Here is a 14,929-nt window from a genome sequence, read left to right as displayed (position 1 = left end):
GATGTCGGGGGTACGTGCTTGGATGGGGTGATGATCGATGACGAGCTGGTGGCGACGGTGTCCGAGGCGATCCGCAAGGCCGCCGCCGAGGAGATCCTGCCGCGCTGGCGTCGGCTCGACGCCGACGAGGTCACCCAGAAGGTCGGCCCGCACGACCTGGTCACCGTCGCGGACCGGCTGGCGGAGGAGCACCTGACCGCCTCCCTCACCGCGCTGCTGCCCGGTTCCGTCGTGGTCGGCGAGGAGGCCGTGCACGCCGACCCGACCCGGTACGAGGCGCTGCGCGGGGACCGCCCGGTGTGGATCGTCGACCCGGTCGACGGCACCCGGCAGTTCGTGCGCGGCGAGGAGGGCTTCTGCACCCTGGTCGCGCTTGTGCGACACGGTGAGCTGCTCGGCTCCTGGACGTACGCTCCCGTGCTCGACCAACTGGCCACCGCCCGACTCGGCCACGGCGCGTGGCTCAACGGGCACCGCATCGGCGCCGGCTCGCCGGCCTCCGCCGAGGAACTGGAAGTGGCCTGCTCGCACCCGGACTTCACCGAGGAGGCGTTCCGGCTGCGGTTGGAGCGGCTGCGGGTGCCGGGTGTCGCGCCCCGTCCCTGCGGCTCGGCGGGGCTGGAGTACCTGGCGGTCGCCACCGGGGACGTCGCCGCCACCGCCTTCTGCTGGGAGTCCGCCTGGGACCATGCGGCGGGGCTGCTGCTCGTCACCGAGGCCGGCGGCGTCCAGAGCACGGTGACGGGGGAGCCGTTCAGGGTGGACCGCGACAACGCGCTGCCGTTCAGCGCAGCCCGTGACGAGCGCACCCTGCGGCGTATCCTCTCCCTGCTGACCGGTGAGGACGGCTGAGCACCACCGATGGCGTGTGCTCTGCCCCTGACAGCCTTGAGGACGAGGGAGGTCCACAGTGCCGTGGACGCGTGACGCGGTGGTCGTCGGCGCCGGACCCAACGGCCTGACGGCGGCGGTCGAGTTGGCCCGCCGAGGGCTGAGCGTGGAGCTGTTCGAGGCGTTGGGCACGGTCGGCGGGGGCGCCCGCACCGAGGAGCTGACGCTCCCCGGCTACCGGCACGACCCCTGCTCGGCCGTGCACCCGCTGGCCGTCGGCTCCCCGGCCTTCACGAAGCTCCCGCTGGCCCGGCACGGACTGCACTGGCTGCAGCCGGAGTTGCCGATGGCGCACCCCTTCCCCGACGGCAGCGCGGTCACGCTCGCCCGGACGGTGGGGGAGACGGCCATGTCGCTCGGCAGCCAGGACGCGGGCGCCTACCGCCGGCTGATGGACCGCTTCACCGGCCACTGGGACACGTTGGCCGCCGACTTCTTCAAGGTGCCGTGGGACGGGCTGCCGAAGGACCCGCTGATGTTCGCCCGCTTCGGCATGGTCGGCATCCAGCCCGCCGCGTGGATGAACCTGCGGTTCCGGCAGGAGAAGGCCCGCGCGCTGTTCGCCGGGCTGGCCGCGCACGCGATCACCCCGCCCACGACCTTCACCACCAGCGGCATCGCCATGGTCTTCGCGCTCGCCGCGCACGAACGCGGCTGGCCGGTGCCGCGCGGCGGCTCGCAGGCGATCTCCGACGCGCTCGCCGGCTGCCTGCGGGAGGCGGGTGGGATCATTCACACCGGGGTCGAGGTGCGCCGCCTGGACGAGCTCCCGCCGGCCCGGGCGTACGTCTTCGACACCTCGCCCACCGCGCTGGCCCGCATCGCCGGGCTCGGCAGCGCCTTCTCCTCGTTCCGGTACGGGCCCTCGGCGTTCAAGATCGACTACGCGCTGTCCGGGCCGGTGCCGTGGACCGCGCCCGACGCGCGTCGGGCCGGAACCGTGCACGTCGGACCGACCAGCGGGGAGATCAACGCGGCGCTGCACGCCGTCGCGCGGGCGCGCCGCGCCCCGGACGTCCCGTTCCTGATCACCTCCCAGCCGAGCCTCGTCGACCCGACCAGGGCGCCGAGCGGCCGCCACGTCTTCTGGGTCTACGGACACGCCCCCAACGGCTGGCGCGGTGACATGACCGAGGCCGTCGAGCGGCAGCTGGAACGCTTCGCCCCCGGCTTCCGCGACCTCGTGCTGGCCCGGGCCACGGCCGGACCGCCCGAGCTGGCCTCCCGCAACGCGAACTACGTCGGCGGCGACATCGCCTGCGGCGCGTACGCGGGCCTCCAGACGCTGCTGCGGCCGCGCCTCGCGCGGGTCCCCTACGCCACCGCGCACCCGGCGGTCTACCTCTGCTCCTCCGCGACCTGGCCGGGCCCCGGCGTCCACGGCATGTCCGGCCACAACGCCGCGAAGGCGGTCTGGCGCCGCCTCCGCGCGACGCGCTGAGGGCGCCGTTCGCGCCGTCCCTCCGCCGACCACGCCTCGCGTCGACCGCGCCTCCGCCGGCCGTGCGTCGCGCTGTGCGCGGCGTTCTGCCGGCCTGCCGACCGCCGTCCGGAGCGTGGTCGGCGGTGGTCACCTGGTCGGTGGGCGGATAGGGTCGGCGGCGGCGCGACCACCCGTTTCCAAGCAAGGGACGAACCTGTATGACGCACACGGGGCGCGTGCTGATCGCCGCGGACAAGTTCAAAGGATCACTCACGGCGGTGCAGGTGGCCGAGCACGTCACCGCCGGGCTCCGGCGTGTCCGCGCGGACCTGGAGGTCGAGGCGCTGCCGGTGGCCGACGGCGGGGACGGCACGGTGGCGGCGGCCGTCGCCGGCGGCTTCGAACGCCGGGAGGTGCGGGTGACCGGGCCCGTGGGCGCGCCCGTGACCGCCTCCTACGCGTTGCGCGGCGACACCGCCGTGGTGGAGATGGCCGAGGCGTCGGGACTGCAGCTGCTGCCCGCCGACGGGCTCGCCCCGCTGACGGCCACCACGCGCGGCAGCGGTGAGCTGCTGCTGGCGGCGGTGGAGGCCGGCGCCACCACGGTCGTCTTCGGCGTCGGCGGTTCCGCGACCACCGACGGCGGCGCCGGCATGCTCCAGGCGCTGGGTGCCAGGCTGCTGGACGCCGACGGCCGCGAGGTCGGCCCGGGCGGCGGCGCGCTGGCCGCGCTGGCCGAGGCGGATCTGTCCGGGCTGGACGCCCGGCTGCGGGACGTGCGGATCGTGCTCGCCAGCGACGTGGACAACCCGCTCACCGGCCCCAAGGGCGCCGCCGCCGTGTACGGCCCGCAGAAGGGCGCGAGCGAGGCGGACGTGGCGACGCTGGACGCGGCGCTGGAGCACTACGCGCGGGTGCTGGCCGACACGGTCGGCCCCCGTGCCGCCGAGTGCGCGCAGGCGCCCGGCGCGGGCGCGGCGGGCGGCATCGGCTACGGCGCGCTGGTCGGTCTCGACGCGACCTTCCGCCCCGGCATCGACGTCATGCTGGACGTGCTCGGCTTCGCCCCCGCGCTTGAACGGGCGGACCTGGTGATCACCGGCGAGGGCTCGATGGACTTCCAGACCCTGCACGGCAAGGCGCCGGCCGGGGTGGCGGCGGCCGCGCGGGCGGCCGGGAAGCCGGTGGTCGCGGTGTGCGGCCGGCTGGCGATCGGCGAGGAGGAGACCCGGGCCGCCGGTATCAGCGCCGTCTACCCGCTGAGCCTCGTCGAGTCCGACCCGGCCCGGTCCATGAGCCAGGCGGGCCCGCTGCTGGAGCGTGTCGCGGAACGCCTCGCCGAGGACTGGCTGGCCGGCTAGGCCACCCGTGACGACAGACGGTGGGGGTGGGAGGACGATCGTCCTCCCACCCCCACCGTCGTGTGTCGGGATGCCTCCGGCCCGCTCGGGGCCGGCCCCGCTCGGGGCCGGGTGTCAGCCGCGGGCCGCCAGGCGCGCCTCGCGGCGGTTGTCGCGGAAGGCGTTCACCCGCCGCGCGGTGGCGAACAGCGGGATGACCGCGCCCAGCACCACCTGGAGCGAGCAGCCGGTCTGGAGCAGCAGCTCACCGCCGGGGGCGTTGAACGCCCACGCGGCCAGCATGCCCATCGCCAGCACGATCCAGCTGAGCATCGCGAGCGCCAGCAGTCCGCGCGGCTTCGGGTACTCCACGCGGGAGACCATCAGCCACGCCGTGCCCACGATGGCCAGCAGCGTGGGGATGAACGGCAGCTCGAGCAGCACGATCGAGACGATCGTCAGCGCGCCGAAGGGGCTCGGCATGCCCTGGAAGATGCCCTCCCGCAGGGTCACGCAGGAGAATCTGGCAAGCCTCAGCACCACCGCCAGCAGCACCACGATCGCGGCCAGCGCGGAGACGTGCTGGTGGGCGTCGCTGGCGACCATGCCCCACACCAGCACGAAGTAGGCCGGGGCCAGTCCGAAGCTGATGAGGTCGGAGAGGTTGTCCAGCTCGGCGCCCATCGCGCTGCTGCGCAGCTTGCGGGCGACGATGCCGTCGAACAGGTCGAAGATCGACGCGAGCAGCATCAGCATCACGGCGGTCGCGGCGCTGTGCCGTGCCATACCGCTGTCCTCGGCACCGGTGAGGTGCGGGATGAGGACGCCGGTGGTGGTGAAGTAGACGGCCATGAAGCCGCAGGTGGCGTTGCCGAGGGTCAGGGTGTCGGCGATGGAGAGCCGCGTCGACAGCGGCATCTCGACGTCGTCGTCCTGCTCCTCGTCCACGCTCCAGGCGCGCGGATCGTCGGACTCAATCGCGGTCAATGCGAGTCACCCCAGCGGTGGTGGTCTGGCCGACCTCGACGGCCGGCTCGACCCCCTCGGGAAGGTAGATGTCGACGCGTGAACCGAAGCGGATGAGCCCGATCCGCTCGCCCTGCTCGACCTTGGTGCCGGCCGGCACGTAGGGGATGATCCGGCGCGCGACGGTGCCGGCGATCTGGATCATCTCGATGTCGCCGAGCTCGGTGTCGAAGTGCCACACCACCCGCTCGTTGTGCTCGCTCTCCTTGTTGAAGGCGGGCACGAAGCCGCCGGGCACGTGCTCCACGGAGGTCACGGTGCCGGCCAGCGGTGCGCGGTTGACGTGCACGTTGAGCGGGCTCATGAAGATCGCGACCCGGGTACGGCCGTCCTTCCACGGCATGATGCTCTGCACCACGCCGTCGGCGGGGGAGATGACCCGCCCCTGGGCGATCTCCCGCTCGGGGTCGCGGAAGAACCACAGCATGCCTGCCGCGAGCGCGGTCGCCGGTACGGCGAGCGCCGCCGCCTTCCGGGACCGCCGGGCGCGCAGAAGGCTCACGGCGGCGGTGGCGACGGTCGGCAGCAGCCACGGGGAGCTGCCACGCGCCAGGCGGACGCCGGCGCGGGGGGAGGAAGAGCTGTGGGGCATGAAAGACCTTCGTAGCGGAGGGTGCCGCGCAGATGCAGAAGTACCACGGCTTTACCGCGATGGTATCCGAGCCCGGGGCCGACTGGGTAAGCCGGCGCCGGGCTCGGAGGTGTGAGCGGGCACGTCGGATGTGACCCTCATCTCACCCCGAAGCGGGGCGAAACGGGATGATCAGCCCTGGAGTCGGTACTCCTCCAGGAGCCGCCGGCCGATGATCATTTTCTGAATCTCGGCGGTTCCTTCACCGATGAGCAGCATCGGCGCCTCGCGGTAGAGCCGCTCGATCTCGTACTCCTTGGAGAATCCGTAGCCGCCGTGGATGCGGAACGCGTCCTCCACGACCTCCTTGCAGTACTCGGAGGCAAGGTACTTGGCCATGCCGGCCTCGAGGTCGTTGCGTTGCCCGGAGTCCTTCTTGCGGGCGGCGCCGACCATCAGGGCGTGCGCGGCCTCCACCTTGGTGGCCATTTCGGCCAACTTGAACTGGATGGCCTGGTGTTGGGCGATCGGCTTGCCGAAGGTCTGCCGCTGCTGCGCGTACGACACGCCGAGCTCGAAGGCGCGTTGGGCGACGCCGCAGCCCCGGGCCGCCACGTTGACCCGGCCGACCTCGACGCCGTCCATCATGTGGTAGAAGCCGCGCCCGGTCTCGCCGCCGAGGACCCGGTCGGCTGGCACCCGCAGCCCGTCCATGATCAACTCGGTGGTGTCGACACCCTTGTAGCCCATCTTGTCGATCTTGCCGGGGATGGTCAGGCCCGGCCTGACCTCGCCGAACCCCGGCTCCTTCTCCACCAGGAAGGTGGTCATCGACTTGTGCGGCGCGGTGCCCTCGGGGTGGCCCTCGTCGGTGCGGCAGAGCACCGCGACGAGGTTGGACGAGCCGCCGTTGGTCAGCCACATCTTCTGACCGGTGAGCACGTACTCGTTGCCGTCGCGGACCCCCTTGGAGGAGATCGCGGAGACGTCCGAGCCGAGCGCCGGCTCGGACATCGAGAACGCGCCGCGCACCTCGCCGGTGGCCATCCGGGGCAGGAAGTGGTCCTTCTGCTCCTGCGTGCCGTGCTGCTTGAGCATGTAGGCGACGATGAAGTGCGTGTTGATGATGCCCGACACGCTCATCCAGCCGCGCGCGATCTCCTCCACGCACAGCGCGTAGGTGAGCAGCGACTCACCGAGGCCGCCGTACTCCTCGGGGATCATCAGACCGAAGATGCCGAGTTCCTTCAGGCCCTCGACGATCTCGGTCGGGTACTCGTCCTTGTGCTCCAGCTCCGTGGCGACCGGGATGATCTCCTTGTCGACGAAGCCGCGCACGGTGGCCAGGATCTCCTCCTGGATGTCCGTCAGGCCCTCGGTCCGCGCGAGACGTCCCATCTCACTTCCCCTTCCTGGGCTCGGGCTCACGAAGCTCGGGCCGGCCCGGTTGCTCCCCGCCGCGCGCCTCGATGTACTCGGCGGTCGGCACCATCACCTTGCGGCGGAAGACGCACACCAGCGTGCCGTCCTGCTTGTACCCCTTGGTCTCCACGTACACGATCCCCCGGTCGGACTTGGACTTCGAGGGCGTCTTGTCCAGCACGGTCGTCTCGCCGTAGATGGTGTCGCCGTGGAAGGTCGGCGCGACGTGCCGCAGCGACTCGATCTCCAGGTTGGCGATCGCCTTGCCCGAGACGTCCGGCACGGACATGCCCAGCAGCAGCGAGTAGACGTAGTTGCCCACGACGACGTTGCGGCCGAAGTCGGTGGTCTTCTCCGCGTAGTTGACGTCCATGTGGAGCGGGTGGTGGTTCATCGTCAGCAGGCAGAACAGGTGGTCGTCGTACTCGGTGACCGTCTTGCCCGGCCAGTGCTTGTAGACGGCACCGACCTCGAACTCCTCGTAGGTGCGGCCAAACTGCATGGTGTGAATCTCCGGTGGTCGGTATCGGCCCCGGGGCCGCGGGCGGCGGCCCCGGGAGAAGGCCGGGGGAAGCGGTGCCGTCAGTCGGTCGGCGGCTCGAACTTGGAGGTGCGCTGCATACCGGCGGCGCGGCCCTTGCCGGAGATGACCAGCGCCATCTTGCGGCTCGCCTCGTCGATCATCTCGTCGCCGAGCATCGCCGAGCCCTTCTTGCCGCCCGCCTCGGAGGTGAAGTAGTCGTAGGCGTCCAGGATCAGCTCGGCGTGGTCGTAGTCCTCCTGGGAGGGCGAGAAGATCTCGTTCGACGCCTCGACCTGGCCCGGGTGCAGCACCCACTTGCCGTCGAAGCCCAGCGCCGCCGCCCGCTTGGCGACCTCGCGGTAGCCGTCCACGTTGCGGATCTGCAGGTAGGGGCCGTCGATCGCCTGGAGGTCGTTCGCGCGGGCGGCCATGAGGATGCGCATCAGGATGTAGTGGTACGCGTCGGCCGGGTAGCCCGGCGGCTGCTCGCCGACCACCAGCGACTTCATGTTGATGGACGCCATGAAGTCGGCCGGGCCGAAGATGATCGTCTCCACGCGCGCCGAGGCGGCGGCGATGTCGTCGACGTTGATCAGGCCCTTGGCGTTCTCGATCTGCGCCTCGATGCCGATGCGGCCGACCTCGAAGCCCATCGTCTTCTCGATCTGCGTCAGCAGCAGGTCGAGGGCGACGATCTGCTGGGCGTCCTGCACCTTGGGCAGCATGATGCAGTCCAGGTTCGGGCCGGCGCCCTCGACGACGGTGACCACGTCGCGGTAGGTCCAGTGCGTGGTCCAGTCGTTGACCCGCACCACACGGGTCTTGCCGGTCCAGTCGCCCTCGTTGAGGGCCCGCACGATGTGGTGCCGGGCGTCCGGCTTGGCCAGCGGGGCGCAGGCGTCCTCCAGGTCGAGGAAGACCTGGTCGGCCGGCAGGCCCTGGGCCTTCTCCAGGAAGCGCGGGTTGCTTCCCGGCACCGCCAGGCAGGAGCGGCGGGGGCGCAGCCGGTTGACCGGAGCGGGGGCAGTCATGCGAGGACCTCCAGGGGGTCGAGCTGGTGAGCGGTTCGGATCTCGTCGACGATACGGCCGATGATCTCCGTGATGCCGAAGTCCTTCGGCGTGAAGACGGCCGCCACCCCGGCGGCCCGCAGCGCCTCGGCGTCCGCGTTCGGAATGATGCCGCCGACGATGACGGGCATGTCGCCCGCCCCGGCGCGGCGCAGCCTCTCCAGCACGTCGGGCACCAGCTCGGCGTGCGAACCGGAGAGGATCGAGAGGCCCACGCAGTGCACGTCCTCGGCGACGGCCGCCGTGACGATCTGCTCGGGCGTGAGCCGGATGCCCTGGTAGACCACCTCGAAGCCGGCGTCCCTGGCCCGTACGGCGATCTGCTCGGCGCCGTTGCTGTGGCCGTCCAGCCCCGGCTTGCCGACCAGCAGCCGCAGCTTGCCGCAGCCGAGCTCCTCGGCGGTGGCGGCCACCTTGCGGCGGACGGCGGCGAGCGTGGAGCCCTCCTCGGCGCTGACGGCCACCGGCGCGCTGCTCACCCCGGTGGGGGCGCGGAACTCGCCGAAGACGTCCCGCAGCGCCCACGCCCACTCGCCGGTGGTGACGCCCGCGCGGGCGCACTCCAGCGTGGCGGGCATCAGGTTGGTGTCGCCGGCCGCCGCCTTCTTCAGCGCGGCCAGCGCCTCCTGGGCGCGCGGCTCGTCCCGCCGGTCCCGCCAGTCGCCGAGCGCCTCGACGACCCGCTGCTCGACCGCCGGGTCCACCGTCATGATCGCGGTGTCCAGGTCGGCGGTCAGCGGGTTCGGCTCGGTGCCCTGGTGGATGTTGACCCCGACGATCTTCTCCTCGCCGGACTCGATCCGCGCCCGGCGCTCGGCGTGCGAGGCGACCAGCTGCGACTTCAGGTAGCCGGACTCCACGGCCGCCATCGCGCCGCCCATCTCCTGGATGCGGTCGATCTCGGCCAGGCACTCGGCGACCAGCGCGTCGACCTTGGCCTCGATGACGTGCGAACCGGCGAAGATGTCGTCGTACTCCAGCAGGTCGCTCTCCAGCGCGAGGACCTGCTGGATGCGCAGCGACCACTGCTGGTCCCAGGGCCGGGGCAGGCCCAGCGCCTCGTTCCACGCCGGCAGCTGCACCGCGCGGGCCCGGGCGTCCTTGGAGAGGGTGACGGCCAGCATCTCGAGCACGATCCGCTGGACGTTGTTCTCCGGCTGCGCCTCGGTCAGCCCCAGCGAGTTGACCTGCACGCCGTACCGGAAGCGCCGCTGCTTGGCGTTGTCGATGCCGTAGCGCTCCAGCGTGACCTTGTCCCAGATCCGGGTGAACGCCCGCATCTTGCACATCTCCTCGACGAAGCGGACGCCCGCGTTCACGAAGAAGGAGATGCGCGCCACCACGTCACCCATGCGCTCGGGCGGCACCTGGCCGGAGTCCCGGACCGCGTCGAGCACCGCGATGGCCGTGGACATCGCGTAGGAGATCTCCTGGACCGGCGTGGCGCCGGCCTCCTGGAGGTGGTAGCTGCAGATGTTGATCGGGTTCCACTTGGGGATGTGGTTCACCGTGTAGGCGATCATGTCCGTCGTCAGCCGCAGGGAGGGGCCCGGCGGGAAGACGTGCGTCCCCCGCGACAGGTACTCCTTGACGATGTCGTTCTGCGTCGTCCCCTGCAGCTTCGTGACGTCCGCGCCCTGCTCCTCCGCGACCACCTGGTACATCGCCAGCAGCCACATGGCGGTGGCGTTGATGGTCATCGAGGTGTTCATCTGCTCCAGGGGGATGTCCTGGAACAGCCGACGCATGTCGCCCAGGTGCGAGACCGGGACACCGACCCGGCCGACCTCGCCGCGTGCGAGCACGTGGTCGGGGTCGTAGCCGGTCTGCGTCGGCAGGTCGAACGCGACCGACAGGCCGGTCTGGCCCTTGGCGAGGTTGCGCCGGTACAGCTCGTTGGACGCCTCGGCCGTGGAGTGGCCGGCGTACGTCCGCATCAGCCACGGACGGTCCCTCTTGCGTTCAGTCATCGGGGGCACTCACGCCTTCGCGTCGTCGCGGAAGAGGTTGATGGCGTCGATGTGCTTGGCCCGCAGCTCCTCGTTCCGCACGCCCATGCCCTCCTCGGGCGCCAGGCACAGCACGCCGACCTTGCCCTGGTGGACGTTGCGGTGCACGTCGTGCGCGGCCTGCCCGGTGTCCTCCAGGGAGTACACCTTGGAGAGCGTCGGGTGGATCTTGCCCTTGGCGATCAGGCGGTTGGCCTCCCACGCCTCGCGGTAGTTGGCGAAGTGCGAGCCGACGATCCGCTTGAGGCTCATCCACAGGTAGCGGTTGTCGTACTGGTGCATGTAACCGCTGGTGGAGGCGCAGGTGACGATCGTGCCGCCCTTGCGGGTGACGTAGACGGAGGCGCCGAAGGTCTCGCGGCCCGGGTGCTCGAAGACGATGTCGATGTCCTCGCCGCCGGTCAGCTCGCGGATCTTCCTGCCGAACCGCTTCCACTCCTTCGGGTCCTGGTTGTGCTCGTCCTTCCAGAACTTGTAGCCCTCGGCGCTGCGGTCGATGATCGCCTCGGCGCCCATCTTCCGGCAGATCTCCGCCTTCTGCTCGGAGGAGACGACGCAGATCGGGTTGGCGCCGCCGGCCAGCGCGAACTGCGTGGCGTAGGAGCCGAGGCCGCCGGAGGCGCCCCAGATCAGCACGTTGTCGCCCTGCTTCATGCCGGCGCCGTTGCGGGAGACCAGCTGCCGGTAGGCGGTGGAGTTCACCAGGCCGGGGGCGGCGGCCTCCTCCCAGGAGAGGTGGTCGGGCTTGGGCATCAGCTGGTTGGACTTCACCAGCGCGATCTCCGCCAGGCCGCCGAAGTTCGTCTCGAAGCCCCAGATGCGCTGCTCGGGGTCGAGCATGGTGTCGCTGTGGCCGTCGGCGGACTCCAGCTCGACGGACAGGCAGTGCGCGACGACCTCGTCGCCGGGGCGCCAGGCGTTCACGCCGGGGCCGGTGCGCAGCACGACGCCGGCCAGGTCGGAGCCGATGACGTGGTACGGCAGGTCGTGGCGCTTGGCCAGCGGCGAGAGGCGGCCGTAGCGCTCCAGGAAGCCGAAGGTCGACACCGGCTCGAAGATCGAGGTCCACACCGAGTTGTAGTTGACCGAGCTGGCCATGACGGCGACCAGCGCCTCACCGGGGCCGAGCTCGGGGAGCGCCACCTCGTCCAGGTGCAGCGACTTGCGGGGGTCCTTCTCGCGGGTGGGGAGACCCTGGAACATCTCCACCTCGTCCTTGTGCACGGTGATCGCGCGGTAGGACTCGGGCAGCGGGATGTTGGCGAAGTCCTCGGAGGTGCTGTCCGAGGAGAGGATCGCGTCGAGAATCTGGTTCACGGTATGCCTCCGGCGAAGCGTGTACGGGAAGACGCTTTGAGGGACGTCGGGGGAAGGCAGTGCCGTCGGTTCGGCGGGTGTTGCGGCGGCGCTTGTCGGCGCGTGGTGCCTGTGACGCAGGCTTCCGGACGGACGGCGGGGCCGTAGGACACCGCCCGGAGTGCTATGCACGCTATGACACCCAGTGCCAGTGCGCAAGACACTGCGTGCCAGGTTTCAGTGTGACCCATACAACGACGCCCCGCACGTTCTTGTGCGGGGCGTCGTGAGCTGCGGGGAGAGGGCCCTAGCGGGTGCGCAGGGCCGTCTCGATGGTGCGCATGATGTCCGGCAGCGGGGTGTCGGTGCGGGTGACGGTGACCAGCACCTCGCCCCGGGTGGTGGCGGTGGCCGGCTCCGGCTCCCCGGGGGCGTCGCCCCGGCTCGCGCCGAAGCCCGTGCCGAAGGTCTGCCGCACGATCGCGAACGCCCGGTCCAGCTGGGCCATCACGTCGCCCTCGCCGCCGCCGCGCAGCCAGCGCCGCAGCACGTGGTTGTGGGCGGTGACGACCGCCGAGGCGGCGACCTCGGCCAGCAGCGGGTCGTGGTCGCCGTCCCGGTGCGCGGCCTCGTCGAAGTGGCCGAGCAGGTAGCGGGTGAACAGCCGCTCGTAGCGGGCCACGGAGGCGATCTCCCGCTCCCGCAGCGCCGGCACCTCGCGGGTCAGCTTGTAGCGCTCGACGCTGCCCGCCGGCGAGGCCGCGTACATCTTCATGACCTCTTTGATGCCCCGGCACACGGTGTCCAGCGGGTTCTCGTGCGGCGGCGCGGCGTCGAGGACGGCCCGCGCCCGCTCCAGGGTGTCGTCGTGGTCGGGGAAGATCGCCTCTTCCTTGGAGCGGAAGTGGCGGAAGAAGGTCCGCCGGGCCACCCCCGCCGCGGCGGCGATCTCGTCGACGGTGGTGCCCTCGTAGCCCTTGGTGGCGAAGAGTTCCATCGCGGCGGCCGCCAGCTCGCGCCGCATCTTCAACCTCTGGGTCGATGCGGGGGTGCGTGCGGGGGTGGTGAGCTGCTGCGACATGTGCTGAACGTTACACGGCCCCTCGGAGGGCCGGGGCGGGCCGCCCGAGTGTGGATCGAGCAGCCCGCCCCAGCCCTGGCCTCCGCTCACCGCCGGGCCTCGGCCGCCGGTCACCGCCGGGCGTACTCGCGGAAGCCGCGTCCCGACTTCCGGCCGAGGCACCCGGCGGCGACCAGGTGCTCCAGCAGCGGGGCCGGCGCCAGGCCCGGCTCCCGGAACTCGCGGTGCAGCACCCGCTGGATCGCCAGCGAGACGTCGAGGCCGACGACGTCCAGCAGCTCGAACGGGCCCATCGGGTAGCCGCCGCCGAGCTTCATCGCGGCGTCGATGTCGTCCAGGCTCGCGTAGTGCTCCTCGACCATCCGCACGGCGTTGTTGAGGTACGGGAACAGCAGGGCGTTCACGATGAAGCCGGCGCGGTCGCCGCAGTCGACGGCGTGCTTGCGGATCCGCCCGCACACCTCGCGGACGGTGGCGTGCACGTCGTCACCGGTCAGCACGGTCCGCACGACCTCGACGAGCTTCATCGCCGGCGCCGGGTTGAAGAAGTGCATGCCGATGACGTCCTGCGGCCGGGAGGTGGCGCGGGCGCAGGCGACCACGGGCAGCGAGGAGGTCGTGGTGGCCAGCACCGCGCCCGGCTTGCAGACCTTGTCCAGGGTCGCGAACAGCTGCTGCTTGACCGCCAGGTCCTCGGCCACCGCCTCCACCGCGAGATCGACCCCGCCGAAGGCGTCCAGCGAACCCGCCGGGGTGACTCGCGCCAGCGTGGCGTCCCGGTCCTCCTGGCTGATGCGGCCCTTGCTCACCGACCGGTCGAGGGAGGAGGCGATGCGGCTCTTGGCCTTCTCCGCCTTCTCCTCGCTGCGGGCCGCGAGCACCACGTCGTAGCCGGCCTTGGCGAAGACCTCGGCGATGCCGCTGGCCATCGTGCCGGACCCGGCGACACCCACCGAGCGCACCTCGCGGGCGCCGCTGTCGGCCTGCGAGGCGGCCGGGGTGAGCGCGTCGGGCACCACGACCTCGCTGCCCGGCGCCTCGTAGGTGTAGAAGCCGCGGCCGGCCTTGCGGCCGGTGAGCCCGGCCTGGCTGAGGTGGCCCAGGATCGGCGCGGGGGCGTGCAGCCGGTCGGCGGAGGCCGCGTACATGGCTTCCAGGACGGTGCGCGCGGTGTCGATGCCGATCAGGTCCAGCAGCTCCAGCGGTCCCATCGGCAGGCCGCAGCCGAGCTTCATCGCGGCGTCGATGTCCTCGCGGGAGGCGTACCTCGCCTCGTACATGGCGGCGGCCTGGTTGAGGTAGCCGAACAGCAGCCCGTCGGCGACGAACCCGGGCCGGTCGCCGACCGGGATCGGCTGCTTGCCCAGCTCCTCGGCGAGCGAGGTCACGGCGTCCGCCGCGTCCGGTGCGGTGAGCACGCTGGAGACGATCTCGACGAGCTTCATCGCCGGCGCCGGGTTGAAGAAGTGCATGCCCAGCACACGTTCGGGGTGCGCGGTGTCCGAGGCCAGCCGGGTCACCGACAGCGCGTTGGTGCCGGTGGCCAGGATCGCCGTGGGACGCACGATGCCGTCCAGCGCGCGCAGGATCGTGCGCTTGGTGTCGAAGTCCTCGGGCGCCACCTCGATCACCAGGTCGGCGTCGGCGGCGGCCTGGAGGTCGCCGAAGGTGCGGAAGCGGGCGAGCAGGTCCTGCCGCTCCTCCTCGGTGAGCCGCCCGCGGGCGACGGCACGCGCGGTGGAGTTCTCCAGGGTGAGCACCGCCTGCGCGGCGGCGGACTCGTCGGGGTCGATACCGATCACTTCGCGCCCGGCACGGGCCAGCACCTCGGCGATACCGGTGCCCATGGTGCCGAGACCGACGACGGCGACTGTGGACAGGGGGGGACGGTCCATCACGGGACTCCAGGGGGTGACGACTGGATACGAGGGTGTGCGCTCACCGACGGGGGCTCGGGGCGACCGCGCGGGTGGATGCGCGGGGCGCGCCGACACGGCGGGAGGGATATCCGGGCCGGCCCTGTCCCGGGGCCGGACACCGCGACGAGCGGGGGTGCTCGTGCTGTGAACCGACTGACACTCTCGGCGGCTGCGTCACCAGGCCGCCTGAGCGGGTATGCCGCTCTGATGAGCAGCGTAACTCGGCGGTAACAAGAACACCAGAGGGCGGAAGGGGCCATCATGTGTGGCGCGGGCCACTCCCGCGCCGAACATGACGACCCACTCGACGGAGGGGAGTTGGGGCTTGATGGACGAGTGGCTGCGGACGTTGCTGCGG

The 14,929-nt window shown here is 71.5% G+C and carries 12 protein-coding genes; 3 read left to right on the top strand and 9 right to left on the bottom strand.

The window, feature by feature from the left end:
- The first annotated feature begins 30 nt into the window (after positions 1 to 30).
- The 3 genes from GL263_RS09355 (at position 31) to GL263_RS09345 (ending at position 3,675) form a co-directional block, all read left to right on the top strand.
- The gene (locus GL263_RS09355; protein WP_182855132.1) at positions 31 to 852 is read left to right on the top strand and encodes an inositol monophosphatase family protein; all 822 of its coding nucleotides are present in this window, start codon (positions 31 to 33) and stop codon (positions 850 to 852) included.
- A gap of 58 nt (positions 853 to 910) precedes the next feature.
- Positions 911 to 2,332 carry a phytoene desaturase family protein gene (locus tag GL263_RS09350; protein ID WP_182855131.1) on the top strand — a complete coding sequence of 474 codons (1,422 nt, stop codon included), beginning with the start codon at positions 911 to 913 and terminating at the stop codon, positions 2,330 to 2,332.
- A 200-nt stretch (positions 2,333 to 2,532) separates the two neighbouring features.
- On the top strand, positions 2,533 to 3,675 hold the full coding sequence (locus GL263_RS09345; RefSeq protein ID WP_182855130.1) for a glycerate kinase: 1,143 nt from the start codon (positions 2,533 to 2,535) through the stop codon (positions 3,673 to 3,675).
- Between the two features lie 114 nt (positions 3,676 to 3,789).
- Here the strand turns inward: GL263_RS09345 and pssA are convergent, their stop codons facing one another.
- The 9 genes from pssA to GL263_RS09300 all read right to left on the bottom strand — a co-directional run bounded on the left by pssA (position 3,790) and on the right by GL263_RS09300 (position 14,547).
- Complete coding sequence (pssA, locus tag GL263_RS09340) at positions 3,790 to 4,572, bottom strand: CDP-diacylglycerol--serine O-phosphatidyltransferase (protein ID WP_143646160.1); 783 nt, start codon at positions 4,570 to 4,572, stop codon at positions 3,790 to 3,792.
- Between the two features lie 55 nt (positions 4,573 to 4,627).
- Positions 4,628 to 5,272, bottom strand: a complete 645-nt coding sequence (locus GL263_RS09335; RefSeq protein WP_143646151.1) for a phosphatidylserine decarboxylase — start codon at positions 5,270 to 5,272, stop codon at positions 4,628 to 4,630.
- A gap of 171 nt (positions 5,273 to 5,443) precedes the next feature.
- Positions 5,444 to 6,649 carry an acyl-CoA dehydrogenase family protein gene (locus GL263_RS09330; RefSeq protein WP_182855129.1) on the bottom strand — a complete coding sequence of 402 codons (1,206 nt, stop codon included), beginning with the start codon at positions 6,647 to 6,649 and terminating at the stop codon, positions 5,444 to 5,446.
- 1 nt (position 6,650) lies between these two features.
- Positions 6,651 to 7,175 (bottom strand): MaoC family dehydratase, encoded by a 525-nt coding sequence (locus GL263_RS09325; RefSeq protein WP_143646149.1) that lies wholly within the window; start codon positions 7,173 to 7,175, stop codon positions 6,651 to 6,653.
- Between the two features lie 80 nt (positions 7,176 to 7,255).
- Positions 7,256 to 8,227: an HpcH/HpaI aldolase/citrate lyase family protein gene (locus tag GL263_RS09320; RefSeq protein WP_182855128.1), complete on the bottom strand. Its 972-nt coding sequence runs from the start codon at positions 8,225 to 8,227 to the stop codon at positions 7,256 to 7,258.
- A complete protein-coding gene (locus GL263_RS09315) occupies positions 8,224 to 10,236 on the bottom strand; it encodes a protein meaA (RefSeq protein ID WP_182855127.1) in 2,013 nt (670 codons plus the stop codon). Before GL263_RS09315 ends, GL263_RS09320 begins: the two co-directional genes overlap by 4 nt.
- Before the next feature lie 9 nt (positions 10,237 to 10,245).
- Positions 10,246 to 11,592, bottom strand: a complete 1,347-nt coding sequence (ccrA, locus tag GL263_RS09310; RefSeq protein WP_182855126.1) for a crotonyl-CoA carboxylase/reductase — start codon at positions 11,590 to 11,592, stop codon at positions 10,246 to 10,248.
- Positions 11,593 to 11,878: 286 nt separating this feature from the next.
- Entirely contained in the window at positions 11,879 to 12,652 is a 774-nt protein-coding gene (locus GL263_RS09305; protein WP_182855125.1) for a TetR family transcriptional regulator, read from the bottom strand.
- Between the two features lie 110 nt (positions 12,653 to 12,762).
- Complete coding sequence (locus GL263_RS09300; RefSeq protein ID WP_182855124.1) at positions 12,763 to 14,547, bottom strand: 3-hydroxyacyl-CoA dehydrogenase family protein; 1,785 nt, start codon at positions 14,545 to 14,547, stop codon at positions 12,763 to 12,765.
- Positions 14,548 to 14,929 lie beyond the last annotated feature (382 nt).

This window comes from Streptomyces durbertensis (assembly GCF_014156695.1).
Classification (GTDB): Bacteria; Actinomycetota; Actinomycetes; order Streptomycetales; family Streptomycetaceae; genus Streptomyces; species Streptomyces durbertensis.
The sequence above is the reverse complement of the archived record's forward strand: the minus strand, read 5'-3'. Positions and strand labels throughout refer to the sequence as shown.

Bases quoted from the DNA above. Each gene is read 5' to 3' on its own strand.
- GL263_RS09355 (WP_182855132.1), top strand. From the start codon at position 31: ATGATCGATGACGAGCTGGTGGCGACGGTGTCCGAGGCGATCCGCAAG.
- GL263_RS09345 (WP_182855130.1), top strand. From the start codon at position 2,533: ATGACGCACACGGGGCGCGTGCTGATCGCCGCGGACAAGTTCAAAGGA.
- pssA (WP_143646160.1), bottom strand. From the start codon at position 4,572: ATGCCGCTGTCGACGCGGCTCTCCATCGCCGACACCCTGACCCTCGGC.
- GL263_RS09335 (WP_143646151.1), bottom strand. From the start codon at position 5,272: ATGCCCCACAGCTCTTCCTCCCCCCGCGCCGGCGTCCGCCTGGCGCGT.
- GL263_RS09330 (WP_182855129.1), bottom strand. From the start codon at position 6,649: ATGGGACGTCTCGCGCGGACCGAGGGCCTGACGGACATCCAGGAGGAG.
- GL263_RS09325 (WP_143646149.1), bottom strand. From the start codon at position 7,175: ATGCAGTTTGGCCGCACCTACGAGGAGTTCGAGGTCGGTGCCGTCTAC.
- GL263_RS09320 (WP_182855128.1), bottom strand. From the start codon at position 8,227: ATGACTGCCCCCGCTCCGGTCAACCGGCTGCGCCCCCGCCGCTCCTGC.
- GL263_RS09315 (WP_182855127.1), bottom strand. From the start codon at position 10,236: ATGACTGAACGCAAGAGGGACCGTCCGTGGCTGATGCGGACGTACGCC.
- GL263_RS09305 (WP_182855125.1), bottom strand. From the start codon at position 12,652: ATGTCGCAGCAGCTCACCACCCCCGCACGCACCCCCGCATCGACCCAG.
- GL263_RS09300 (WP_182855124.1), bottom strand. From the start codon at position 14,547: ATGGACCGTCCCCCCCTGTCCACAGTCGCCGTCGTCGGTCTCGGCACC.